Below are 22,405 nucleotides of genomic sequence, written 5' to 3' on the forward strand. Positions count from 1 at the left end.
CTCAGCCGTTGCGCAGGGCATCGGCCGCGAGGCTTTCGGCATGGGCGCGGATATCGGCGGGCCAGCTCCGGCTATGCGCCGAAAAGCCCGCGGCGTCGCCGGCGAAGAGCGCCCGCGACGCCTCCTCGAAGCCGGCGCGATCCCCGGCCATCGCCGCGATGAAGGCATAGGCCGCCTCCTGCGCCCGGCGCGCCCGGCCGCGTTCGCCATCGTTGCGGCGCGCCTCCTCGACGAGGCGGCGCAGCGCCTGCGAGGCGCCGCCCGGCTGCGCGGCGAGCCAGTCCCAGTGGCGCGGCAGCAGCGTCACCTCGCGCGCCACGACGCCGAGCTTCGGCCGGCCGCGGCCGCGCTCGGCGGAAGAAGCGGGGGCCGGCGGCGCCAGCCGCGCCGCGATCTCCTCGGCCGTGCCGCGCAGGTCGAAATCGACGACGCGACCGGTCGCGTCGTCGAAGACGAGGAGCGCGGCCTCTGGGTCGGCCGCGAGAGCCGCCTTGACGGCGAGGGCGACCTCGGCGAGCGGGCCGGCGGCGATCCGGGACTCGCCGCGAAAAGCGGTGCAGGTCCGGATGGTCGGGTCGGGCATCGCAGGGTCGGACGTGATGGGGGTGGACATGGCGGGTCTTTCACGAGGGGCGGCGGGCCGGCTTTTCCCCCGGGCCGGCGCCGGGGCGGGCCTGCCCGGGAACGAGGAGCAGCTTCGCGGCGCGGCTTTAGCGCATCAAGCCCGGCGCGGCAATATGATCCGGGTAAAAATAACCGGATGCGGCGGGCTTGCCCTGGCAGGTTAGGAATGCTGCAATGCAGCAACAACAACATGGCTGCCGGTGAGGAGCCCTGAACGGGAGGCGATTCGCCGTGAATCAACCGATTGAAGCGATGCCGCTCGCCGCGGTCGACATCAGCGCGCTCGCCGACGACCTGCAGGACAAGATCGAGCAGGCGCGGCTGGCCTCGCGCGACGACCCGTTCGGGAATCCGGTGCTGCGGGTGACGCTCTGGCTGACGCGCCTGATGGATTCCGGCGAGCTGACCGCCACGGCCGCCGGCGAGCTGGTGCGCCTGCTCGGGCGCCGGGCGCTGCGGCAGCGGGCGGGGCGCCTCGCGCATTATGTCGGGCTCGGGCAGGACGAGGCGGCGGCCTTTGAGGCGATCGCCCGCCGGCAGGCCGAGGCGGCCGGGAGCTTCGCGGCCTTTTCCGCGGCGGTCGAGCGGCCGCGCTTCGGCGCGGTGTTCACCGCGCATCCGACCTTCGGCATGCAGCGCCGGCTGGCGCATGCGCTGGCCGATCTCGCTTCCGGCGACGCCGCCGCCGCCGGCCCGGTCCTCGACGACGCGCAGCTCAGCTTCCGCCCGGATGCGCGCATCACCTTGCAGGACGAGTTCGAGCAGGCGCGCTTCGCCGTCCGCCATGCCCGCGACGCCATCGACCGGCTCAACGCCGCCTTCCTCGCCGAGGCGCGCCGGCGCTGGCCGGAGGACTGGACGCGGCTGGCGCCGCGCCCGCTCATCCTCGCCTCCTGGGTCGGCTGCGACACGGATGGCCGCACCGATATCGGCTGGTGGGACACGCTGCGCTACCGGCTCGAATCGAAGGACGGGCAATTCGTCCGCATCCTCGAGAAGCTGCCGGAGGAGCCGGCGACGGCGCCGCTGCGCGCGCTGGTCGCGGCGGCGGCCGCGGCCGTCCGGCGCCAGCTCGCTCTGGCTCCGCCGATCGGCACGCAGCCTTCGCTGGAGGCGCTGCAGGCCTTCTCGCTCGCGCTCGTGCGCGAGCGCGAGACGGCCTTGCCCGATTCGGCCGGATTGCTCGCGGCGCTCGACGCGGCGCTGACCGCCGCCGCGGACGACGAGACCCGGACGGTGCTGGCGCTGGCCAGGGCGGGCGTCGTCGCCCATGGCGTCTCGATCGCGCTGCCGCATTTCCGGCTCAACGCGGCGCAGCTCCACAACGCCCTGCGCGGCGTCATCCCCTCCGACGGCGAGCCGGCGGAGCCGGCCGAGCGGCGCGCCTTCCTGGCGGCCGCCAATGCGGCGCTCGGCAAGGTCGCGCCGGTCGCGGTCGATTTCGGGGCGCTGGCGGCCGAGCGGGCCTCGGCGGCGCGGATGATGATGACGATCGCGCAGATCGTGAAGCATGTCGACGGCTCGCGGCCGGTGCGCTTCCTGATCGCCGAGACGGAGACCGGCTACACGCTGCTCTGCGCGCTCTGGCTGGCGAGCCGCTTCGGCGTCGCCGACAAGATCGAGATCTCGCCGCTGTTCGAGACCTCGGACGCGCTGGAGCAGGGGCCGCGCATCATCGACGAGGCGCTGCGCAGCCCGCATTTCCGCGACTATCTCAAGGCCCATGGCCGGCTCTGCATCCAGTTCGGCTATTCCGATTCCGGCCGCTATATCGGCCAGGTCGCCTCGACCTTCTGGGTCGAGCGGCTGCGCATCCGCATCTGCGAACTGCTCGCCCGCTACGAGCTCACCGATATCGAGCTCGTCATCTTCGACACCCATGGCGAATCGGTCGGGCGCGGCGCCCATGCCGACAGCCTCGCCGACCGGCTCGCCTATCTCGACCCGCCCTATGCGCGGCAGGCCTTCGCCCGGGCCGGCATCGCCACGGTGCGCGAGACCAGCTTCCAGGGCAGCGACGGCTATCTGCTGTTCGGCACGTCCCCTCTGGCGGGCGCGACGATCGGCCGGATCGCCGAGGCGGTGTTCGCGGCGCCCGAGCCTGGCGACGACCCGATCTATGGCGAGCCCGACTTCGCCAGCGAGTTCTTCCAGACCGTGCGCGAGGAGATGAACGCGCTGGTCGACGACCCCGGCTATGCCGCGCTGATCGGCACCTTCGGCCCCTCGCTGCTCGACAAGACCGGCTCGCGCCCGGCGGCGCGGCAGACCGAAGGGGCGGGGCCGGCGCGCATCCGCCATCCCCGCGAATTGCGGGCCATCCCCAACAACGCCATCCTGCAGCAGCTCGGCTGGATGGCGAACAGCCTGCACGGCGTCGGCCATGCCGCGGCGCGGGCGCCCGAGACCTTCGGCGCGATGCGCGAGCAGTCCGACCGCTTCGACCGGGCCTATCGGCTCGCCGCCCATGCGATGGGCCATAGCGACCTCGACGTGCTGCGCGCCTATCTCGACTCGCTCGATCCCGGAAGCTGGTTCGACCGGGCGCGGCGCACGGTGCGGGAGGGCCGGCGCGAGGAATTGCTCGCCGTGGCCGAGGCGCTGTCCCGGCTGGAGCTCGCCCCGGCGCTGCGACGGCTGTTCTGGCGTCTTTCCGCCGATGCGCTGAAGCTGCGGGCCACCGCCGACGACGTGCCGCGCATGCCGGTGAGGCTGGCGGCGCTGCATGCGCTGCGCCTCGCCGCCATGCACCGGATCTGGCTGAAGGCGGCGCATGTCCCGGATTTCCGGCCCCATGCCGGGCTGACCCGCGAGGCGTTGTTCGAGCGCCTGCTCAGGCTCGATCTGCCGGCTTCGCTGGCGCTTCTGGCCGAGATCTTCCCGCGCGATCCCGACCCGACCATCGGGCTCGATTTCGGCGAGCCGCCAGGCCCGCGCGAAGGCGGAACCTACGAGGCGCTGCACCGCGACGTGCTGACGCCGATGGCCGAGCTGTTCGGGCTGATCCGCGAAATCTCCGGCGCGATCCAGCACGAGATCGGGGCGTTCGGGTAGTTCCGGACGCTGATTCCGCAGGTCATCCCGGGCGACCGAAGGGAGGCCGGGATCCATGCCCGAACGTTTCCGACAAAGGTTCGGGCATGGATCCCGGATCGGCGCCGCCAAAGGCGGCTTGTCCGGGATGACCCGCGCAAAAGCCGAGGCTGCAAGCGTTGCAACACGCGCCAATGCCACTACCTTGACCGGCCAGGAAACGCCGACCGGGAGACGCGCCTGACATGGCCGCCACCACCTTCGATGCCGCCGCCGCACGGATTACCGTCTTTCGCGCGCTGCTCCAGGCCGTCGCCCAGCACGGCCGGAGCCGCGTCGCGCTGGAGGACCCGGAACGGCAGCCGATCACCTATGGCCGGCTGGTGCTCGGCGCGCTGGTGCTCGGGCGCAAGCTCGCGGCGCTGACGGGTGAGCGCGAGCATGTCGGCGTGCTTTTGCCGAACATGCAGGGCATGGCGGTGACGCTGTTCGCGCTCCTCGCCTATGGCCGGGTGCCGGCGATGCTGAACTTCACCGCCGGCGTCAGGAACCTGCGGGCGGCGGGCGAGCTGGCGCAGCTCAGGACCATCGTCACCTCGCGCCGCTTCGTCGAGAAGGGCGAGCTCGACGCGGAGATCGCGGCGCTCGGCGAGGGCCGGCGGGTGATCTATCTGGAGGATGTCCGCAAGCAGGTGACGAGCCTCGACAAGGCCTGGGGGGCGCTGCAGAGCCTCGCGCCGGGGCTGGTGCACCGGCGCTACGAGGCAAAGCCGGACGATCCGGCCGTGATTCTCTTCACCTCAGGGACCGAGGGTACGCCGAAAGGCGTGGTGCTGAGCCATGCCAATCTCGTCTCCAATGCGCGGCAGGTCTTCGCCCATGCCGGCGGGGCGATCTCGGAACGGGACATCTTCATGAACCCGCTGCCGGCCTTCCACTCCTTCGGGCTGACGGCCGGGATGCTGGTGCCGCTGCTGCACGGCATGAAGGTGGTGCTCTATCCGAGCCCGCTGCACTACAAGCAGGTGCCCCGGCTGATCCGCGACATGAAGGCGACCTTCCTGCTCGCGACCGACACCTTCCTTCAGGGCTATGCCCGGGCCTCCGACAAGGACGATCTGAGCAGCGTGCGCTTCGTCGTCGCCGGCGCCGAGCGGGTCAAGGCGGAGACGAAGCGGATGTGGGAGCCCTACGGCACCACCATCCTCGAGGGCTATGGCTGCACGGAATGCTCGCCGGTGATCGCGGTCAACACGCCGCAGGCGATGCGCGAGGGCACGGTCGGCAAGCTCCTGCCGGGGCTGGAGGCGGTGCTCGATCCGGTCGAGGGGATTCCCGAGGGCGGGCGGCTGCGGCTGCGCGGGCCGAACGTCATGGCGGGCTATCTCGACGCGGCCCAGCCGGGCCGGATCGTGCCGCCGGAGGGCGGCTGGCACGACACCGGCGACATCGTCACGCTCGATGACGGCTTCGTCGCGATTCGCGGGCGGGCCAAGCGCTTCGCCAAGCTCGGCGGCGAGATGATCTCGCTGGCGGCGGTCGAGACGATGGTCGCGAAACTCTGGCCGGACCAGAATCACGTCGTCGTCGGCCTGCCCGATCCGCGCAAGGGCGAGCAGCTCATCCTGGTGACGGAGAAGCCGGACGCCGACCGCGCGGCGCTGCTGGAAGGCGCGAAGGCGCAGGGTTTTCCCGAGCTCTGGGTGCCGCGCGCGATCCTGGTGACGCAGGCCATTCCCGTGCTCGGCAACGGCAAGATCGACTATGGCGCGACGCGGGAGCTGGCGGCCTCGCGCCGCTCGCTGCTTTAGGCACTGTTCAGCCACAATTGTAATTATGTTGCATCGCATGATGATCCCGGCCTCCATCCTCGCCACGCTGCGCGTCGCCACGCTCGCTCCCGTCCTGTCGCTGGCCGGGCCGGCCGATCTGGCGGCGCAGTCGCCCGGCGCGGTCTATGTCCGGCGCGACGAATGCGTCACGGCAGGCCGGCTCTCGGCCGATCAGTGCGAATTCGCCTATCGCAACGCGCGGGCGGAATTCCTGCAGAAGGCGCCGCGCTACGCCTCGCGCGCGGCCTGCGAGCGCAACCACAAGCGCTGCGGCGCCCAGATGATCGCGACGGGCGGCTGGGAATCCTTCGGCAAGGGCGGCGCGACCTATGTGCCGCGCTTCGTCGGCATCAGGGTGACGGGCGAAGGAACGGCGGCGCGCGCGCTGCCGGTGATCGAGGGCCGCATGGCCGTCGCCTTCGCCGGCCGGCCCGTCTCGGAGTTGCAGGACAAGGTCGCCGGCCAGCAGGGCGTGGTCGGTTTCGTCAGCAATGTCGGGCGCGCCGCGCACCGGCATGCCGGCTCGTCCTCCGGCGCCGGCGCCGCCCGCAGCGGCGACCGCGACGACACGGTGGCAGTACCGATGAAGAAGGAATTGATCGGCGCCGATGTGCCGCCCGGGCTCTATGTCGATCCCGACGGGGTCGAATGGTACAAGCCGGCGCGCAAGCACTGAGGGCGGTGCGCCGGTGGTGCGGACGGCGGGGATCGAACCCGCATGGCCGAAGGCCGAGAGATTTTAAGGAAAATCCGTGTGACCCGGATGGTGGTGCGGACGGCGGGGATCGAACCCGCAAAGCATTGAAATGCCGAGGGGTTTTAAGCCCCTTGCGTCTACCAGTTTCGCCACGTCCGCAAGCCTAGGTCACATCAGTTGTGTCCCTAGGGTCCCACAAGTGGCACCAGTAGACACGCAACAGACTAGGCTGCTTGTGGTGTTTCCAATGTCCTTCTTGGCCGGCTTGGGGTCTTCGGTCTCAGTCGTGGGACCCTTACGGCACGGATAAGCGTCTCCCTTGGCCAGGGATTGGAGGACGATATCGTCCCAGTCCTTCGCCTCTCGCTCTGTCTTGAAAGTCTCCCGGTAGCGGATGCCGTTCAGCTTCCGGTCCCATTGCCAGCTTGAGCCGCGCTTTCTGATTGCCATGGCGTCATCCTAAGATCGTTTCGAGGGTGTTCACGAGGTTCTGACCCTTAGGGGTCAGCCACGCGATGTTGTTCCGGGCGTCCGCAGGATCGCGGCCATATTCAACGAGGCCGTATTTCTCTGCGAGGGCTGCGACGTTCCGATTGATGCTCGATTTGCCCTGACCGAGTTGCTTGTTCAGGTCCGCGAGGGTGGCCCTAGGCTGCCGAGCGATAAGCAGGAACAGCGCAATTTGCTGGGCTGGCATCTCGGCGTTCAGGTTCCTGAACTCCTTCACCAGAAGAAGACCCTTCGTGAGGGCTGTCAGGCTCATAGTCTCCGTCCTTTCGGCTGAATGAGGCCCGTAGCTTCCAGACGAAGACTTTGGTGCCCCATTGGTCCGCTATCACGGTGTAGGTGGAAGGCGCCAGACCCACGCCGGCAACGCGCAGGTGATGGCGAACGCGCTCCGTGAGGAGTTCGTGAGGATGTACAGCGAGCGGGACGTCTTGGCGAAGTTCAGGGATGACCTGCTCCAGCAGCTCCCGCTGGGCAGTAATCTCCCCGAGCTACCCCCGAAGGGCTCCTTGGACCTGTCCCAGGTTCTGGAGAGCCCGTTTTTCTTCGCCTGAACCTATGCACAAGTGAATATAAACAACGCCATAGCGAGGGGCGAGTTCGATTGCCCCTCACACTAGCAAATCCAAGGCGCCCTCTGCGCCGCTCGACAACCGAGACCCCCAACATGCCCCGTAAACACACCCCCGACCGGCGCGAAGCGTCGGCGTTCGCTACCGCTTTGCTCATCTGGTCGATGGGCCGGCGCATCCCCGCTGACCTCGCCGCGAAGCTCATGGCCGACCGGCCGGGTCTGGAGCAGCACACGCATAGTTAGCCAAAAGTTACCTGTGCACAGCCCCGGTTGAGTCAAATTGACTCATGGCCGGGAGCCGCGCCGGCCTCTAAAGGCCCCGAAACACACCAAAAACGACCCGAAATAGCGAAACCTAGGGGCTGCTGCGCGGCCCCGATGGTCGCAGCTTAGTGCGCTGCCTGACGAGCTATCCGCAATACATAGGATCATTGTCCTATTGCTCTTCACGATGGGAATTTGTTCGCGTAATGTTCACTTGGGCTGACGAGCAGGCGCAGCCCGACGCACCGCCCATGCGACCTTACCTGCGAATTTGGGACAACACCGGAAAATGCGGTCTTACTATGTGAATGTGCCCTATGTGGGCGAAGTGAACGTCGAATGGAAGGGCGTTACGCGAGGTCGAGGCGGGCGGTTCTTTGACGCCTCGCTGGAAAACTGCTTGGAGCTGTGGGCCGGGCCGCTTCACGTCGAGGCTGCGGCTCCGCGCAAGCGCTTTCCCCTCATCGTTGTGGTGCTCGCGGTCGTTGCCGCTCTGGCCATGCCGTCGCCTTTGTCAGCCACGTCTGACGATGACGACCCGCACCTCTTTCAGGCGGCAACATCCCTGCATTAAATTCAGCCCTTGCAATCAACTCACTTGTGAGTAGTTTTGGGGGCGTGCAACAGGAGCCCCCTATGTCGTTCGGTCGAGACATCCAGACGCTGACGAACGTTATCAAGATACTGCGCCGGGAAGTCGACGAGCATTTCCCGGTCCAGATGGTCCATGTGATACTCGCGGTCGCCCAGCGGCCCGGCATCACGACGGCCGAGCTAGTGAAGGAGACGGACCTGTCGCAGCCGGCTGTGTCCCGTCTCCTGACCTCCCTGGGCAAGGAGCATTACACCCGCAAGAAGGCCGGCTATAACATCGTTGACACCGTCGATGACCCGGAGGACTCCCGCCGCAAGATTTCCTTTCTGACGAAGAAGGGACGGGACCTCATGGGGCAGCTTATCGGCGTCCTTCACGGCACTACTCAGGTCGACTTCGAGAGCCCCGTGGCACGGGCTCATGTGGCCTCCATCGTGAAGGCCCGCTCGGGGGTCTAATGGTGCGCGCTGCGGGACTCGAACCCGCACGCCCGAGGGCCTCGGATTTTAAGTCCGGTCTGGCTACCAATTTCAGCAAGCGCGCGCGGCACTACACCTGCCCGCCGCGTTTGCGCGAGTCAACCTATGCAGGTGTGGAAGGAATGCAGATATGCCCATAACCCTCAGGGGCTCGTCCTGGCAGGCCCAGGTGAACCACAAGATGCAGCGCTATCGGCGCAACTTCCCGACCAAGGACGAGGCCCGCGCTTGGGAGGCCGAGAGCAAGGCCCGTCTGCTGCGCGGGGAAGCCCCGGATATACGGCGCTGTCCCTCGACACCGGAATGCGGCAGGGCGAGGTGCTATCCATCCTGTTCGAGGACTGCCTGACCAACAAGGCCACCGTATGGGGCAAGCTGGCAAAGAGCGGGCGAAGCCGTACAGTGCCCCTCACGGCCCGCGCGCAGGGTATCATAGCTCGGCGCTTCAAGGCCGCTGGCGGGGACTCTGAGGCCCGGCGCAAGGCCGTCTTTGACGGTCTCAACCGCTGGAGCGTGGCCCACTACTGGGACCGGCTCTCCTCGACGATGAAGCTTCAGGACGACCGCGACTTCGTCCCCCATATCCTGCGTCACGAGTTCTGCTCGCGGCTGGCCGACCGGGGACTAAACGCGGCGGTCATCAAGGAGCTGGCGGGCCACTCCTCGCTGGTCGTCACGCAGCGCTATATCCGGGTCGGGGCTCAAGCGCTGGTCGACGCTATCGCCTCGCTGGAGAAGAGCGAGGCGCCACAAAACGCCGCGTGGCAAGCCGAGCGTGGCGAACATTCTGAATTAAATGCATAAGTGAATAGATGGCGATTACTCGCCAAGCCCTACTACAGCGGCGGTTCGAGAGATAAAGAGTGCTTCCTATGCCTTAGTGCATAGATAAGGGTGTGCCTTTTAAGTCTCTTGCGTCTACCAGTTTCGCCACGTCCGCGCGGTTCGAGCGGTAGCGGGCCGGACGGCGCGATGCAAGCGCCGGGGCCGCCCGATCGCGGCCGGCTCGTGCAGAGGCTTCAGCGCCTCCGGAAGATCAGGCTGAGATTGTTCGCCGGCATCTCGACGATCCCGGGAGCGGCGAAGCCGCTGGCCTGCGCCAGCGCCGTGACCGCCCCGAGATCGCGCAGCCCCCATTCAGGGTCGCGGCCGCGCAGGCTTTCGTCGAAGGCGGCGTTGCCGGGCTCGAGCGGCCGGCCCGGCCGGCGGAACGGGCCGTAGAGATAGAGCGGGGCGTCGCTCGCCAGCCCCGCGCCCGCCTTCGCGAAAAGCCCTTCGGCCGCGCTCCAGGGCGCGATATGGAGCATGTTGATGCAGAGGATCGCCGCCGGCGCCAGCGCGGGCCAGGCGGCGCCGCCGGCATCGAGATCGAGCGGCGGGCGGATGTTGCCGAGCCCGCTTTCGGCGACCCAGGCCGCGATGCTGGCGCGCGCCTCCGGGCTCGGGTCGCTCGGCTGGAAGGTCAGGGCCGGCAGCGCCTGCGCGAAATGCAGCACATGCTCGCCCGAACCGCTGGCGATCTCGAGGACGAGGCCCTGGGCGGGGAGGGCCTCGCGCAGCACGGCGAGGATGGCGTCGCGGTTGCGCTGCGCCGAGGGCGCATGCAGCTTCGCCTCGCCCCGCAGGCGGGCGATTTCGGCGGGATTCCAGAAGCTCGGCTTGGCGGTCGTCACGGGCGGCCTCGCAAATCTTGGTTCTCCCCCATCGCTTTGGGGGCACGATACGCTATAAGGGGGCCGGAAGCGGGCCGCCAGATGTCGCGGCTTTGCAGTCAGCAGGCTGGTTTTGTTAACCGAAATCCTGATCGTCGTGGTGCTGACCGTGGTCAACGGTCTGCTCTCCATGTCGGAACTCGCCGTCGTCTCATCGAGGCCGGCTCGGCTCAAGGTTCTCAGCGATCAGGGCAACAAGGGCGCGGCGACCGCCATGCGCCTCGCCGACGATCCCGGCCGCTTCCTCTCCACCGTCCAAATCGGCATCACGCTCGTCGGCGTGCTGTCGGGCGCCTTCTCCGGCGCCACGCTCGGCACGCGCCTGTCGGCCTGGCTCGGCACGCACGGCTTCTCGCCATCGGCGGCCGACACGCTCGGCGTCGGCCTCGTGGTCGTCGCCATCACCTATCTGTCGCTGATCCTCGGCGAGCTCGTGCCGAAGCAGATCGCCCTGCGCGACCCCGAGCGCGTCGCCGCCCGGGTGGCGCCGGCGATGGCGCTGCTGTCGCGGATCGGCGCGCCGCTGGTCTTCCTGCTCGACGTCTCCGGCAAGGCGGTGCTCGCCCTGCTCGGCCAGAAGGGCGAATCCGAGGAGAAGGTCACCGAGGAGGAGGTCCGCACCATCATCGCCGAGGCCGAGACGGCCGGCGTGCTGGAGCGCGACGAACGCCAGATGATCGCCGGCGTCATGCGCCTGGCCGACCGCTCGGCCCGCGCCCTGATGACGCCGCGCCGCGACGTCGAGGCCATCGACCTCTCCGACGATCTCGACGATATCCGCGCTCAGATCCGCGCGACCCGCCGCTCGCGCCTGCCGGTGCAGGACGGCGAGTCGGATGCGATCGTCGGCGTCGTCGTGGTCAAGGACCTGATCGACTTCCTGTCGCAGGGCGGGACGACGATGGAGGAGCTGCGCAAGCATGTGCAGGAGACGCCGATCGTGATGGACACGGCGGATTCGCTGCATGTGCTGCGCGAGATCCGCGCCAGCCGCGTGCATATGGCGCTGGTCTTCGACGAATACGGCCATTTCGAGGGCATCATCACGCCCGGCGACGTGCTGGAGGCGATCATCGGCGCCTTCCAGGAGGAGGAGGAGGATGAGCCCGCCGTGGTGCCCCGTCCGGACGGCTCCTATCTGATCGCCGGCTGGATGCAGGCCGACGAGTTCTCCTCGGAATTCGGCATCCCGATGCCGCGCGACGCCGATTTCCAGACCGTCGCGGGCTTCATCCTGGCCGAGATGAACCATCTGCCCAATGTCGGCGAGACCTTCGACAAAGATGGCTGGCGCTTCGAGGTGGTCGATCTCGACGGCCGGCGGATCGACAAGATCCTGCTCAGCCCGCTCGCCTGAGCCTGGTTACGAGCCGTTTCGCGGCGGCTCGCCGGGCTCGATGATGCGGTATTCGGCGTCGATGATCTCGATCCGGTCCGCCGCGGGGCGCTGGCCGGCGAAGGGGTCTGCCGGGCGGTCGAAGCCGGCGGCCCGGAGCTTGGCCTTGAGCCGCCAGACGGCGATGGCGCCGGCGACCGCGACGATCGGAATCAGGATGAGGGCGAGGCTCGCGGCCACCAGGAACAGCGTCACGCCGACGACGAAGCTCGCCGCCATGACGAGCCAGGTCACCCAGCGCGGCGCCGTGCCGGCGCGTCCGGTGAGCCGATCTTGCAGATTGACGCGGATCATGTCGTTTTCATTCCTTCCCGCGCCCAGAGATAGGAAGGAATTGCGGCGCTGGCGAGATGCCGGCTTGCGACTCTTGGTCCTCAGGCGGCGTCGCGCCAGTCGTAGAGCCAGTCATAGCGGCTGCGCATCCCCTCCGGCCCCAGGCGCCTGAGCACGAGGTCGCGCCCGACGCTCCAGGGCCAGCCGAGATGGAAGTTGCGGCCGTTCTCGCGGCTCGCCGCCTGCACGCGGGCGGCGCGCCGGGCACGGGCGGCGGCATAGGCCGCCATGGCGGCGGGCACGCCGGCCGCGCCCTCCCGCGCCAGATGCTCGGCCAGCAGGCGCGCCAGTACCGCGGCATCCTCGATGGCGAGCGAGGCGCCCTGCGCCAGGAAGGGCAGGACCGGATGGGCGGCGTCGCCGAGCAGCGCGATCCGTCCCTGCGCCATGGCGGCCGGCTTGCGGTCGAACAGCGACCAGACCTGCCAGCCGGGCGCCGCGCAGGCGAGCCGGCGCAGCGCCGGGGAGCCGGCGGCGAGATGCGCAGCCAGCACGGCCCCGTCGCCCTCGCGGCTCCAGCCCTCGCGCGCTTCCGGCGCCTGGCGCAGGACGACCAGATTGACCTGCCGCCCGCTCGACACGGGATAGTGGACCGCATGGCGCCGGGGGCCGAGATGCAGGGTCACGCGCGGTTTCTCGCCGGCGGGGTTCTTGACGGCGGCGGCCGGAACCATGGTGCGCCAGGCCTCGTAGCCGGTGAATTCCGGCGCGGTCGCGTCACCCGTCAGGCTGCGCACGCGCGACCACAGCCCGTCGGCGCCGATCAGGCCGAGGCCGCGCAGGCTTTCGCCGCCGTTCTGGCCGGCGAGCGTTGCGGTGACGCCGGCCTCGTCCTGCCGGATCTCCTCGACGCCGCGCCCGACGATGAAGCGGATGTTCGGCATCGCCCGGGCGGCGTCGAGCAGGATGGTGTGCAGGTCGATGCGGCTGAGCAGGCGGAAGGGCGTCGGCGACGGCGCCGGATCGGCCGGCATCTCGACGATCGGCCGGCCGTCGCGCCAGCGCCGCACGATCAGCCCATGCGAGGAGACGCCGACGCGCTTCAGCGGCAAGGCGAGGTCGAGCGCCTCGAGCACCCGGCCGGAATTCGGGCCGATCTGCAGGCCCGCACCGGTCTCGCCGAAGCCGGTGCGCTTCTCGATCACGGTCGCGGCGATGCCGCGCCGGGCCAGCGACAACGCGGCCGTCAGGCCGCCGATCCCGGCGCCGGCGATGAGGAGGTGAGGAGCGGTCACGGCGGAAGCCCTGGATGAATCGGCGAGCGCGGGATGGTCAGCGCAGATGCCCCTCAGAACCTGCGCGGCGGGGCGGCGGCCGGCGGGGCCGCCGGGGTCGGGCCGTGGAAGACCGGGCCCTGGCGTTCAGGCCGCCTTGGCCGCGTCGTGATACTCGCATTCCGGCGGGTTCGAGGCGCCGCCCTTGAGCGAGGCATCGTATTTGAACAGCGTCGAGCAATAGGGGCAGATGATCTCGGCATCCGAGCCCATGTCGAGGAAGACATGCGGATGGTCGAAGGGCGGCTTGGCGCCGATGCACATGAATTCGCGCGCGCCGATATGGATGACGGCGACGCCGGGGTCGTTCTGGAAATGCGGAATGCCGGTCGCGGCCATGGCTCTTCGCTCTTCAAAGCTGGAATTCGCGCGCAACCTATCCCGTCGCGAAGCGAGATTCCAGAGGCTGTCGGGCGCCGGCGCCGGAGCGATTTGTCTCAGCGACGTGTTCGAGAGGCCGGGGTTCCCTCACGGCCCGCGCAGGCAGGCCTGGGCCAGGCGGGTCATGCGGGCGCCTTCCTCGGAGGAGAGCGTGTCGGCCAGCGCCTTCTGCCAGAGATTCTCGCGCTTCAGCCCGTCGACGGTGCAGGCGCAGATCTCCCGGCAGGCCTGCCCGGACAGCGAGGGGCCGGCGCAACTGCGCTGGCACTCGGCCCGGAAGGCGCGCTCGTCGGGCGAGAGGGGCGCCACGACCTGCGTCGCCAGCATGATCAGCCCGATGAAGAGCGGCTGGTGGAGGAGATAGACGAGCAGGCTGTGGCGCCCGCCCCAGCAGATGATTCGCGCCGGCCCCGAGCGCGGGCGCCAGCCGGCCGCGGCCGTTCCCTCGAGGCGGGGCAAGGCGAGGCGGGCGAGCGCGATGCCGGCGAGCACGCAGCCGAACCAGGGGAAGACCGGCACGAAATCCGCCGTCTGGATCGGCGCATGCGAGAAGCCGAGCCAGACCGCCCAGGGCCGGTCGAGCAGCGGGCTCGCGACCAAGGCGGGCAGGGCGAAGGACGCCGCCGCCGCGAGCACGACGAGGACGACCGGCAGGCGCAGGAAGGGCAGGGCGAGCACGCTCGCGACCGCGACATGGTGCAGGATGCCGAAGAAGATGAAGTTCTCGCGCATCGCGAAGAAGGTGCCGATCGTCACCGCCGCGGCCGCCGCGACGACCATGGCGAGCCGCTTCAGGAAGGCCGCCCGGTTCAGGCCCCGGCGCGTCGCCAGCACGAGGCTGACGCCGACGATGGCGAGGAAGGAGCCGGCGATGCAGCGCGCGAACAGCCGCCAACCGGGCTCGAAGGCGATGTCGGTCTCGATCAGCCCGAAATTCGACAGGTCATAGGCGAAATGGAAGACGAACATCGCCAAGAGCGCGACGCCGCGGGCGAGGTCGACGAGCGCGATGCGGCCGCCCGTCGGCGCCGGGGCCGGAATCGGTGCGGAGGGAGCGGCTGCGGCGGGCTCGGTCATGGCTGTCGTTCATAAGCAAGCCGCGCCGGCGCGGCTACCCAAAGCCGCCCCGGCATGGCAGGGAGAGCGGCGACCATAGACGGATTTCGGCGGCGGGACCCATGCAGAGCTTTTCTTCCGACGGCGTGAGGATCGCCTATATCGACCTCGCGCCCACCGGCGAGACGCCGCGGCACCGGACCGTCGTCCTCGTCCACGGCTTCGCCTCGACCCACGCGATCAACTGGGTCAACACCCAGTGGACCAAATCGCTGACCCATGCCGGCTACCGCGTCGTCGCGCTCGACGACCGCGGCCATGGCGAGAGCGAGAAGCTCTACGATCCGGCCGCCTATTCCTCGCAGATCATGGCCGAGGATGTGCGCCGGCTGATGGACCATCTCGACATCCCGCGCGCAGCGGTGATGGGCTACTCGATGGGCGCGCGCATCTCGGCGCATCTGGCGCTGGCGCATCCGCAGCGGCTCGACGCGCTGCTGCTCGGCGGGCTCGGCATCCATCTGGTCGAGGGGGTGGGGCTGCCGATCGGCATCGCCGATGCCATGGAGGCGCCCTCGCTCGATGTCCTGACCGACCCGATGCAGCGGATGTTCCGGGCCTTCGCCGAGCAGACGAAGAGCGATCTCAGGGCGCTCGCCGCCTGCATCCGCGGCACCCGCCAGACGCTGACCGCCGAGCAGGTCGGCCGCATCTCGGTGCCGACCCTGGTCAGCGTCGGCACGAAGGACGATGTCTCCGGCTCCGGCCCGGAGCTGGCGAAGCTGATCCCCGGCGCGGAATCCTTCGCGATCGAGGGGCGGGACCACAATCTCGCGGTCGGCGACAAGAGCCACAAGCAGGCGGTTCTCGACTTTCTCGCGCGTTTGTGAGACTCTTCGGGCCGATCCGAGGCATTCTGGAAAAACCGGGCGACGCCAATGTGTTGTCGACATTCCCTGAAAAACTGAATCCGCCGCCTCGCTTTTCGATTCAACATCGTCCGGCTTGAGCCTTTGATGCCGCCCCCGGCTTGCGGCTAGGCTCTCCTCCTGTCGACGACCCTTTCCGGAGAACGAACATGCCGTCAGGGCGCTCCGTCGTGGAAGCTCGCGATCCCGCCACCGGCCTCGACCGGCTCGACCCCGTCTGGTCCCGCCTGCGCGCCGAGGCCGAGGCCGCCGTCGCCGCCGAGCCGGCGCTCGGCACGCTCATCGTCGCCTCGGTGCTCAACCAGCCGAGCTTCGAATGCGCGGTGGCGCATCGCGTCGCCGTCAGGCTCGGCCACCCGGCCGTGACCTCGGACCTGATCGAGCAGGCCTTCGCCGAGGCGATGGCCGAGGACGACAGCATCGGGCCCGGCATGCGCGCCAACGTCGTGGCCGTGCTCGACCGCGATCCCGCCTGCTACCGCATGCTCGAACCCGTGCTCTACTTCAAGGGCTTCCATGCGCTGCAATGCCACCGGCTGGCGCATTGGCTGTGGCGGCGGGACCGGCGCGATTTCGCGCTCTACCTGCAGTCGCGCGCCTCGGAGATCTTCCAGACCGACATCAACCCGGCGGCCCGGATCGGCAAGGGCATCTTCCTCGACCATGCGACCGGTCTCGTCGTCGGCGAGACCGCTGTGATCGAGGACGACGTCTCGATGCTGCACAGCGTCACGCTGGGCGGCACCGGCAAGCAGGGCGGCGACCGCCATCCCAAGATCCGCAAGGGCGTGCTGATCGGCGCGGGCGCGAAGATCCTCGGCAATATCGAGGTCGGCCAGTGCAGCCGCGTCGCCGCCGGCTCGGTCGTCCTGGCGCCGGTGCCGCGCAACAAGACCGTGGCGGGCGTGCCGGCCAAGGTCGTCGGCGAAGCCGGCTGCGCCGAGCCGTCGCGCTCGATGGACCAGATCCTCGAAGGCGATTGCGGCGCCTATATCTGAACGGCCGCGTCGGCCGAGGCCGCGAGCCATTCCATCACCTCGATCCGGCGCGCATGCGCGCCGGGAAGCGTCGCCGGCGTCAGGGTGAGCCTGTCCGCCGTCGGGACGGCCTGCCGGAAAGGCGCGGCCAGCCGGCCGGCCGACAGATAGGGCGCGACGAGGCTCATCCGCCCCATCAGCACGCCCGAGCCGGAGAGCGCGGCCTCCAGCGCCAGGCTGTAGAGCGAGAAGGCCGGGCCGCGAGCGAGATCGAGCTTCGCCTCCGGCGCCGCGGCGGCGAGCCAGCGTGCCCAGTCGCCGCGCCAGACCGCGTCGTGCAGCAGCGTCTCGCGCGCCAGATCGGCAGGCGCCGCCAGCCTCGCGGCCAGCGCGGGCGCGCAGACGGGCAGGATCGCGTCGGGGCCGACCTGGACCGCGGACGGCTCGGCGGCGGCCTCCCGGTAGAACAGCGACAGATCGTGGGAATCGCGAAGCGGGTCGGGCGGCTCTTCCATGGCCGAGACGGAGATCTGCAATTCCGGGAAGGCCTGCTGCAATCTGCCGAGCCGCGGCGAAAGCCAGAGCTGGGCGATGCAAGGCAAGGCCGCGATGGCGAGCGGCCGGTGCGGCTCGGCATCGCGCAGGGTCTGCACGGCCTGGCCGAGCAGCTCGAAGCCGCGCGTCAGCTTCGGCAGCGCCTCGCGCGCGGCGTCGGTGAGGGCCACGCCTTGCGGCATCCGCCTGAAGAGCGGGAAGCCCAGCGTCGCCTCGAGCTGCCGGATATGCTGGGTCACGGCGCCGGCCGTGACGCCGAGCTCCGCGGCCGCCTTGGCGAAGCTCTGCAGACGCGCCGCGGCCTCGAAGGCGCGCAGCGCATTGAGCGGCGGCAGGCGCGGGCGCGGCGGCTTGACGGGCAAGGCGAGGCTCCGGGTCGAAGGCTGAGATTTCCTCAGGCTCCCGCGCAGCAATACTCATTTGCGCGGCGCCTGGCAAACCGCTGTTATGGCGCGAGGAATTGGGCGCAGGCTTGCGAGGGGAAGCGATGACGGCACTGGGACGGCGCGATTGGGTGCCGCAGGCGAGCGAGGACTATGTCCAGCGGATCGCCGGCGAGACGGCCGGCCGGCCGCTCGACGCCATCGCCGACAGGATCGCGGCGCTGACCGCCGAGAACCGCGCCATCCACGAGCGCGACTGCGTCAACCTCAACCCCGCCACCAATGTCATGAACCCCAAGGCCGAGGCGCTGCTCTCGGCCGGGATCGGGGCGCGGCCCTCGCTCGGCTATCCCGGCGACAAATACGAGATGGGGCTGGAGGCGATCGAGCAGATCGAGGTGATCGCCGCAGAGCTGGCGGCCGAGGTGTTCGGCGCGAAATACGCGGAGATCCGCGTGCCATCGGGCGCCATCGCCAATCTCTATGCCTTCATGGTCGCGGCGAAGGCCGGCGACTGCATCATCGCGCCGCCGGCGGAGATCGGCGGGCATGTCACCCATCACGGCGCCGGCGCAGCCGGGCTTTACGGCATCGTCACTTATCCGGCACCGATCGACCCGGTGAACTACACGGTCGATGTTGAGAAGCTCAGGGTCGATGCTCTGCGTCTGCGGCCGAAGCTGATCTCCATCGGCGGCAGCCTCAACCTGTTTCCGCATCCGATCCGCGAGATCCGGGCCGTCGCCGACGAAATCGGGGCGCTGGTGCTGTTCGATGCGGCGCATATGTCCGGCATGATCGCCGGCCGGGGTTGGCAGCAGCCGCTGGAGGAGGGCGCCCATCTGATGACGATGAGCACCTATAAGAGCCTCGGCGGCCCGCCCTCCGGGCTGATCCTGACCAACGACGCCGGGATCGCGAAAAAGCTCGACGCCATCGCCTATCCCGGGCTGACGGCCAATTTCGACGCGGCGAAATCGGCGGCGCTCGCCGTCTCGCTGCTCGACTGGAAGGCCCATGGCCGCGCCTATGCGCAGGAGATGGCGAAGACGGCGAAGGCGCTGGCGGAAGCCTTGTCCGAGCGGCAGGTGCCGGTCTTCGCCCGCGACCGCGGCATGACCATCTCGCACCAGTTCGCCGTCGAGGCGGCGCCCTATGGCGGCGGGCAGGCGGCGGCGAGGAAGCTGCGCGCCGTCAACATCCTGTCCTGCGGCATTGGCCTGCCCCTGCCGGCCGTGGAGGGCGACGTGAACGGGTTGAGGCTCGGCACGCCCGAGATCGTGCGCTTCGGCATGACGGCGGCCGACATGCCGGAGCTCGCCGGCTATATCGCCGAGGGGCTGAACGGCTCGCGCCCGGCCGAGGCGCTGGCGAAGGACGTGACCGCCTTCCGCAGCCGGTTTCGCGAACTGCATTTCATGCGCTGAGCCGCGAAGGCAGGCGGCTCGCTCAGCCCGGCAGGTCGGCCGCGTCGATCCAGAAAACCTCGCCCTCGCTCTCCTCGGTGTCGAGCCAGGTGAAGGGCAGGTCGTATGCGGCTTCGAGCGCCGCGCGCCCGGTGCCGACCTCGCAGATCAGCGCGCCGCCGGGATTCAGGTGGCTGCGCGCCTCGGCCAGGATGCGGCGCGCGATGTCGAGCCCGTCGGCGCCGGCGATATGCGCCATCTGCGGCTCGCTGCCATATTCGGGCGGGAAGGCCGCGACCTCTTCCGCCGTGACATAGGGCGGGTTGGCGATGACGAGGTCGTAGCGCTGCCCGTTCACTGGCGCGAACAGGTCGCCCTCGAACAGGTGGACGCGATCCTCGAGGCCGTAGTCGGCGACATTGAGGCGGGCGACCTCGAGCGCCGCCGGCGACAGCTCGACGGCGTCGACCTCGGCGTTCGGGAAGCGCCCCGCGGCGATGATGGCGAGGCAGGCCGAGCCGGTGCAGAGGTCGAGCACGCGGCCGATCGCCTCCGGCTCCGGCACCAGCCCGAGCCCGTCGGATTCGAGCACGCCGCGCATCAGGATCTCGCCGATATAGGAGCGCGGGACGATGACGCGCTCGTCGACGCGGAAGCCGAGGCCGTGGATATAGGCGCGCCCGACCAGATAGGCGGCGGGCTTGCGCGTGGTGATGCGCCTGTCGATGAGGTCGAGCAGGCCGACGCGCTCCTTGCGGGTCAGCCGGGCCTCCAGCCAGGGATTGACGTCGTCGACCGGCAGCTTCAACGCCTCCAGCAACAGGAAGGCGGCCTCGTCGAGCGCGTTGGTGGTGCCGTGGCCGAAGCTCAGCCCGGCCGCGTTGAAGCGCGACACGGCGAAGCGCAGCAGGTCGCGCAGCGTGAGGAGATCGTCGAGGGCGGTCATGGCGTCCGGGCGGTTGGGGGCGTTCAGCCTCTTACAGGGCCATGGGCGACCACGCCAAGCGGTTCCCGCATCAGGAATCGCCCGGCGGCGCGAAGAAGCAGAGAAGGTCGCCGGCATCGTCGATGCACAGATGCCAGCGGCCATCCGGCGAGGGCTTCGCCTTGTCATACGGGATTTCGAGGACCAGGGGCGCGCGGCGCTCGCGCGACCACATCGGATGCTGGCCCGGGGCGATCGTCACGGTGAAGCCGCCATGGCCTTCCCGCACGGTCTCGGCCTCGATCGGGGCGCAGTCGGAATCGAAGCAGCAGTAGAACGGATACTCCCAGCCGCCCGGCGCTTCATGGCCATGGCCGGGCCTGCCTCCCGCTGCCAGGAACAGCACCATGGCGAATGAAGCGATCAAGCGCATCGGCCAGCCCTCACCGGAAGCCTGCGCGCCGAAGGCGGCGAATGCGTGGCGCCTGCGCGGGAGGGGCGGCGTGCCTTGAGAGCCTAACCTCGCCCTTGCGACCCGCGCCTGGTCTTGCTTCTCCCCGTTCCCGCGGACGACCATCTGGAGGCGTGCCGCAGGATGAGGGCTCGAGGGGCTTCCGGTCGGAGAGTCATGGGCGCAGCACGGCAGGCCGGGTCGGGCGCGGCGCCGGCGGGATTATCCCTGTGCCCTCTCGACATAGCGCGCGAGCATCTCGACCTTCATGTCCTCTTCGCCGACGGCGCGGGTGCCGCCGAGCCAGACCGATTGCACCGCACCGGCCGCGTCGCGCACCAGCCGCGCCGCTTCGCCCGGGCTGTTGAAGCCGGAGGCGCGGGTGATGCGGCCATGGTCGGGGCCGTCGAGCGTGATCTCGGCGGCATCGAGGAAGGGCGTCAGCAGGGCCGGGTTGGCGACCAGGACGCGGTCAGAGACCGGCACCAGATCGCCTGCACCCCAAAGGGTCCAGCCGCGCCGGCTCCAGTCTTTCGTTTCGGGCGGGGGAGCGCCGCGTTCGGAAAAGGTCCTGAGGATATGGGCGACGCCGTCCAGCCAGGGATGGGCGAGCCCGTCGATGGCGTTGGTCAGCACCGAGACCGTCAGGTCGTGCACCGGGAAGACGGCGGTGCGGGTGATGAAGCCCTGGAAGCCGCCGGAATGGCCGAACCAGCGCCAGTCGCCTTCGCCGCCATGGATGGTGCCGTAGCCGTAATGCCGGCCAAGGCTCGCCTCGTCGTCCGGCCAGAGGCGGCGGCTCATCTCGCGGCGGCTGAGCGGCGACAGGATCGAGCGCCCGGCGCCCGGCGAGAGCTGGGCGAAATAGCGCGCCACATCGGCGGCGGTGGCGACGAAGCCGGCGGCGGAGACCATCGCCCTGCCCGGATTGTCGCCGGGGATGACGACGCGGTAGCCCAGCGGCTGCGGGCCGCTATGGCCCTTCGCCATCGGCCGCTCGCCCCAGAGCCCGATATCCGCCTTGGTCTCGGTCAGGCCGGCCTTCGCGACGACCTCATCGGTGATCCATTCGCTGTAGCTCAGCCCCGTCACCGCCTCGATGGCGAGGCCGAGCAGGGCGAAGCCGTGATTGGAGTATTTGAAGCGCTGCGCCGCGGGAAACACGGGCGGCGCGGCGAGGTCGGCGAGGAGCTCGGCCTTGTCGCAATAGGGCTTGCGGTCGAGGAACTGGCCGGCATCCGGCCCGTCGCGGGTGAGGCCGGCGCTGTTGGACAGCACCTGCCCGATCGTGGCGGCGGCGATCTCGGGATGCAGCCCGTCGATCAGCGCGCCGACCGTGTCGTCGAGACGCAGGCGCCCCTCCTCGACGAGCCGGAAGATGCCGGCGGAGGTGAAGCTCTTGGAATGGGAGGCGATGCGGAAGCCGTGGCGCGGCGTCAGCGCCTCGCCGGTCGCGAGATCGGCGCTGCCGAAGGCGGTTTCGAGCAGGATCTCGCCGCCGCTCGCGACGGCGAGGGCCACGCCCGGCTGGTCGTGCTGGCGGCGCTGGAAGTCGAGCCAGCTCGCGGCATAGTCGAGGGCAGCGGGAAGCCAGGGCGTCATGGGCGGGATCCGTCCTCAGGGTGGGCGAGGCGCATGCTACGGATCGCGCTGCCCGGCGCAAGCCGGGTCCCGGCAGGGCGGCCGGGCCGCTTTCGCTTGCCCTGTGCGGCCGGGCGTGGCATCGCTCCCGCCCGACCGAAAGGGATACAGATCGTGGACAAGACAGAACTCGCCAAGCTGCAGGACTATCTGCGCCGGACCTTCAGCAACACCAACATCACCGTGCGGGCGCGGATGAAGAAGACCGATTCCGCCGAGGTCTACCTGGGCGAGGAGTATATCGGCATCATCCATGTCGACGACGAGGACGGCGACCGCTCCTTCAACTTCACCATGGCGATCCTCGACGTCGACCTCGAGGGCTGAGGCGCGTTCCGGCCCCTGCTCGCGGCGGGCCGGCCCTTCGCGCGGGGCCGCGGC

At 69.5% G+C, this 22,405-nt stretch carries 23 protein-coding genes and 2 tRNA genes; 12 read left to right on the forward strand and 13 right to left on the reverse strand.

Annotated elements, in window-relative coordinates; translation table 11 throughout:
- Position 1: 1 nt before the first annotated feature.
- The gene (locus ACWH43_RS09675; protein WP_377785397.1) at positions 2 to 613 is read right to left on the reverse strand and encodes a DUF2239 family protein; all 612 of its coding nucleotides are present in this window, start codon (positions 611 to 613) and stop codon (positions 2 to 4) included.
- Between the two features lie 263 nt (positions 614 to 876).
- Here ACWH43_RS09675 and ACWH43_RS09680 point away from each other — a divergent pair, with 263 nt between their 5' ends.
- The 3 genes from ACWH43_RS09680 (at position 877) to ACWH43_RS09690 (ending at position 6,165) form a co-directional block, all read left to right on the forward strand.
- A complete protein-coding gene (locus ACWH43_RS09680) occupies positions 877 to 3,678 on the forward strand; it encodes a phosphoenolpyruvate carboxylase (protein ID WP_158448314.1) in 2,802 nt (933 codons plus the stop codon).
- Between the two features lie 224 nt (positions 3,679 to 3,902).
- Positions 3,903 to 5,468 (forward strand): AMP-binding protein, encoded by a 1,566-nt coding sequence (locus ACWH43_RS09685; RefSeq protein ID WP_158446391.1) that lies wholly within the window; start codon positions 3,903 to 3,905, stop codon positions 5,466 to 5,468.
- 25 nt (positions 5,469 to 5,493) lie between these two features.
- Positions 5,494 to 6,165: a DUF1190 domain-containing protein gene (locus ACWH43_RS09690; protein ID WP_448153448.1), complete on the forward strand. Its 672-nt coding sequence runs from the start codon at positions 5,494 to 5,496 to the stop codon at positions 6,163 to 6,165.
- A 91-nt stretch (positions 6,166 to 6,256) separates the two neighbouring features.
- Here ACWH43_RS09690 and ACWH43_RS09695 read toward each other — a convergent pair.
- Positions 6,257 to 6,345, reverse strand: a tRNA-Leu gene (locus ACWH43_RS09695).
- A 295-nt stretch (positions 6,346 to 6,640) separates the two neighbouring features.
- Positions 6,641 to 6,949, reverse strand: a complete 309-nt coding sequence (locus tag ACWH43_RS09700; RefSeq protein WP_158446389.1) for a MarR family winged helix-turn-helix transcriptional regulator — start codon at positions 6,947 to 6,949, stop codon at positions 6,641 to 6,643.
- Between the two features lie 61 nt (positions 6,950 to 7,010).
- Between ACWH43_RS09700 and ACWH43_RS09705 the strand changes: the two genes are divergently transcribed.
- The 3 genes from ACWH43_RS09705 (at position 7,011) to ACWH43_RS09715 (ending at position 8,584) form a co-directional block, all read left to right on the forward strand.
- Positions 7,011 to 7,247: a DNA-directed RNA polymerase gene (locus ACWH43_RS09705; RefSeq protein WP_260347847.1), complete on the forward strand. Its 237-nt coding sequence runs from the start codon at positions 7,011 to 7,013 to the stop codon at positions 7,245 to 7,247.
- Positions 7,248 to 7,820: 573 nt separating this feature from the next.
- The gene (locus ACWH43_RS09710) at positions 7,821 to 8,105 is read left to right on the forward strand and encodes a hypothetical protein (protein ID WP_260347848.1); all 285 of its coding nucleotides are present in this window, start codon (positions 7,821 to 7,823) and stop codon (positions 8,103 to 8,105) included.
- A 62-nt stretch (positions 8,106 to 8,167) separates the two neighbouring features.
- Entirely contained in the window at positions 8,168 to 8,584 is a 417-nt protein-coding gene (locus ACWH43_RS09715) for a MarR family winged helix-turn-helix transcriptional regulator (RefSeq protein WP_158446386.1), read from the forward strand.
- Here ACWH43_RS09715 and ACWH43_RS09720 read toward each other — a convergent pair.
- Positions 8,585 to 8,669, reverse strand: a tRNA-Leu gene (locus tag ACWH43_RS09720).
- A 41-nt stretch (positions 8,670 to 8,710) separates the two neighbouring features.
- On the opposite strand from ACWH43_RS09720, the gene ACWH43_RS09725 reads away from it, so the two are divergent.
- Positions 8,711 to 9,409 (forward strand): site-specific integrase, encoded by a 699-nt coding sequence (locus ACWH43_RS09725; protein WP_158446385.1) that lies wholly within the window; start codon positions 8,711 to 8,713, stop codon positions 9,407 to 9,409.
- A gap of 215 nt (positions 9,410 to 9,624) precedes the next feature.
- Here the strand turns inward: ACWH43_RS09725 and ACWH43_RS09730 are convergent, their stop codons facing one another.
- Positions 9,625 to 10,230, reverse strand: a complete 606-nt coding sequence (locus tag ACWH43_RS09730; RefSeq protein WP_375796986.1) for a DUF938 domain-containing protein — start codon at positions 10,228 to 10,230, stop codon at positions 9,625 to 9,627.
- 160 nt (positions 10,231 to 10,390) lie between these two features.
- On the opposite strand from ACWH43_RS09730, the gene ACWH43_RS09735 reads away from it, so the two are divergent.
- Positions 10,391 to 11,674, forward strand: a complete 1,284-nt coding sequence (locus ACWH43_RS09735; protein ID WP_158446383.1) for a hemolysin family protein — start codon at positions 10,391 to 10,393, stop codon at positions 11,672 to 11,674.
- A 6-nt stretch (positions 11,675 to 11,680) separates the two neighbouring features.
- On the opposite strand, the gene ACWH43_RS09740 is transcribed toward ACWH43_RS09735, so the two are convergent.
- The 4 genes from ACWH43_RS09740 to ACWH43_RS09755 all read right to left on the reverse strand — a co-directional run bounded on the left by ACWH43_RS09740 (position 11,681) and on the right by ACWH43_RS09755 (position 14,778).
- Positions 11,681 to 12,007 carry a hypothetical protein gene (locus tag ACWH43_RS09740; protein ID WP_158446382.1) on the reverse strand — a complete coding sequence of 109 codons (327 nt, stop codon included), beginning with the start codon at positions 12,005 to 12,007 and terminating at the stop codon, positions 11,681 to 11,683.
- A gap of 80 nt (positions 12,008 to 12,087) precedes the next feature.
- On the reverse strand, positions 12,088 to 13,281 hold the full coding sequence (locus ACWH43_RS09745; RefSeq protein ID WP_260347850.1) for an FAD-dependent monooxygenase: 1,194 nt from the start codon (positions 13,279 to 13,281) through the stop codon (positions 12,088 to 12,090).
- A 126-nt stretch (positions 13,282 to 13,407) separates the two neighbouring features.
- Positions 13,408 to 13,659: a zinc-finger domain-containing protein gene (locus tag ACWH43_RS09750; protein WP_158444213.1), complete on the reverse strand. Its 252-nt coding sequence runs from the start codon at positions 13,657 to 13,659 to the stop codon at positions 13,408 to 13,410.
- A gap of 129 nt (positions 13,660 to 13,788) precedes the next feature.
- A complete protein-coding gene (locus tag ACWH43_RS09755) occupies positions 13,789 to 14,778 on the reverse strand; it encodes a heparan-alpha-glucosaminide N-acetyltransferase (protein WP_158444212.1) in 990 nt (329 codons plus the stop codon).
- 101 nt (positions 14,779 to 14,879) lie between these two features.
- Here ACWH43_RS09755 and ACWH43_RS09760 point away from each other — a divergent pair, with 101 nt between their 5' ends.
- On the forward strand, positions 14,880 to 15,647 hold the full coding sequence (locus ACWH43_RS09760) for an alpha/beta fold hydrolase (RefSeq protein ID WP_158444211.1): 768 nt from the start codon (positions 14,880 to 14,882) through the stop codon (positions 15,645 to 15,647).
- Between the two features lie 188 nt (positions 15,648 to 15,835).
- Positions 15,836 to 16,684 (forward strand): serine O-acetyltransferase, encoded by an 849-nt coding sequence (gene cysE, locus ACWH43_RS09765; RefSeq protein ID WP_448153449.1) that lies wholly within the window; start codon positions 15,836 to 15,838, stop codon positions 16,682 to 16,684.
- Here the strand turns inward: cysE and ACWH43_RS09770 are convergent.
- A complete protein-coding gene (locus tag ACWH43_RS09770) occupies positions 16,675 to 17,580 on the reverse strand; it encodes a LysR family transcriptional regulator (RefSeq protein WP_158448311.1) in 906 nt (301 codons plus the stop codon). The two genes, cysE and ACWH43_RS09770, sit on opposite strands and share 10 nt — an antisense overlap.
- Positions 17,581 to 17,705: 125 nt before the next feature.
- Here ACWH43_RS09770 and ACWH43_RS09775 point away from each other — a divergent pair, with 125 nt between their 5' ends.
- Positions 17,706 to 19,028: a serine hydroxymethyltransferase gene (locus tag ACWH43_RS09775; RefSeq protein ID WP_158444209.1), complete on the forward strand. Its 1,323-nt coding sequence runs from the start codon at positions 17,706 to 17,708 to the stop codon at positions 19,026 to 19,028.
- Between the two features lie 22 nt (positions 19,029 to 19,050).
- Here the strand turns inward: ACWH43_RS09775 and prmB are convergent, their stop codons facing one another.
- The 3 genes from prmB to ACWH43_RS09790 form a co-directional block, all read right to left on the reverse strand.
- On the reverse strand, positions 19,051 to 19,953 hold the full coding sequence (prmB, locus tag ACWH43_RS09780; RefSeq protein ID WP_158444208.1) for a 50S ribosomal protein L3 N(5)-glutamine methyltransferase: 903 nt from the start codon (positions 19,951 to 19,953) through the stop codon (positions 19,051 to 19,053).
- A 70-nt stretch (positions 19,954 to 20,023) separates the two neighbouring features.
- Entirely contained in the window at positions 20,024 to 20,365 is a 342-nt protein-coding gene (locus tag ACWH43_RS09785; RefSeq protein WP_158444207.1) for a hypothetical protein, read from the reverse strand.
- Between the two features lie 240 nt (positions 20,366 to 20,605).
- Positions 20,606 to 21,985 (reverse strand): serine hydrolase domain-containing protein, encoded by a 1,380-nt coding sequence (locus ACWH43_RS09790; RefSeq protein WP_158448312.1) that lies wholly within the window; start codon positions 21,983 to 21,985, stop codon positions 20,606 to 20,608.
- Between the two features lie 153 nt (positions 21,986 to 22,138).
- Here ACWH43_RS09790 and ACWH43_RS09795 point away from each other — a divergent pair, with 153 nt between their 5' ends.
- Positions 22,139 to 22,351 (forward strand): DUF3126 family protein, encoded by a 213-nt coding sequence (locus ACWH43_RS09795; RefSeq protein WP_158444206.1) that lies wholly within the window; start codon positions 22,139 to 22,141, stop codon positions 22,349 to 22,351.
- Positions 22,352 to 22,405 lie beyond the last annotated feature (54 nt).

The sequence above is a fragment of the Allobosea minatitlanensis genome (assembly GCF_964020775.1).

What these genes read in the sequence shown, in the direction of transcription:
- ACWH43_RS09680 (WP_158448314.1), top strand. Translation starts at nt 877, where the DNA reads ATGCCGCTCGCCGCGGTCGACATCAGCGCGCTCGCCGACGACCTGCAG.
- ACWH43_RS09710 (WP_260347848.1), top strand. Translation starts at nt 7,821, where the DNA reads ATGCGGTCTTACTATGTGAATGTGCCCTATGTGGGCGAAGTGAACGTC.
- ACWH43_RS09775 (WP_158444209.1), top strand. Translation starts at nt 17,706, where the DNA reads ATGACGGCACTGGGACGGCGCGATTGGGTGCCGCAGGCGAGCGAGGAC.
- ACWH43_RS09690 (WP_448153448.1), top strand. Translation starts at nt 5,494, where the DNA reads ATGTTGCATCGCATGATGATCCCGGCCTCCATCCTCGCCACGCTGCGC.
- ACWH43_RS09750 (WP_158444213.1), bottom strand. Translation starts at nt 13,659, where the DNA reads ATGGCCGCGACCGGCATTCCGCATTTCCAGAACGACCCCGGCGTCGCC.
- ACWH43_RS09700 (WP_158446389.1), bottom strand. Translation starts at nt 6,949, where the DNA reads ATGAGCCTGACAGCCCTCACGAAGGGTCTTCTTCTGGTGAAGGAGTTC.
- cysE (WP_448153449.1), top strand. Translation starts at nt 15,836, where the DNA reads ATGCCGTCAGGGCGCTCCGTCGTGGAAGCTCGCGATCCCGCCACCGGC.
- prmB (WP_158444208.1), bottom strand. Translation starts at nt 19,953, where the DNA reads ATGACCGCCCTCGACGATCTCCTCACGCTGCGCGACCTGCTGCGCTTC.
- ACWH43_RS09725 (WP_158446385.1), top strand. Translation starts at nt 8,711, where the DNA reads ATGCAGGTGTGGAAGGAATGCAGATATGCCCATAACCCTCAGGGGCTC.
- ACWH43_RS09785 (WP_158444207.1), bottom strand. Translation starts at nt 20,365, where the DNA reads ATGCGCTTGATCGCTTCATTCGCCATGGTGCTGTTCCTGGCAGCGGGA.
- ACWH43_RS09790 (WP_158448312.1), bottom strand. Translation starts at nt 21,985, where the DNA reads ATGACGCCCTGGCTTCCCGCTGCCCTCGACTATGCCGCGAGCTGGCTC.
- ACWH43_RS09755 (WP_158444212.1), bottom strand. Translation starts at nt 14,778, where the DNA reads ATGACCGAGCCCGCCGCAGCCGCTCCCTCCGCACCGATTCCGGCCCCG.
- ACWH43_RS09685 (WP_158446391.1), top strand. Translation starts at nt 3,903, where the DNA reads ATGGCCGCCACCACCTTCGATGCCGCCGCCGCACGGATTACCGTCTTT.
- ACWH43_RS09760 (WP_158444211.1), top strand. Translation starts at nt 14,880, where the DNA reads ATGCAGAGCTTTTCTTCCGACGGCGTGAGGATCGCCTATATCGACCTC.
- ACWH43_RS09740 (WP_158446382.1), bottom strand. Translation starts at nt 12,007, where the DNA reads ATGATCCGCGTCAATCTGCAAGATCGGCTCACCGGACGCGCCGGCACG.
- ACWH43_RS09675 (WP_377785397.1), bottom strand. Translation starts at nt 613, where the DNA reads ATGTCCACCCCCATCACGTCCGACCCTGCGATGCCCGACCCGACCATC.
- ACWH43_RS09715 (WP_158446386.1), top strand. Translation starts at nt 8,168, where the DNA reads ATGTCGTTCGGTCGAGACATCCAGACGCTGACGAACGTTATCAAGATA.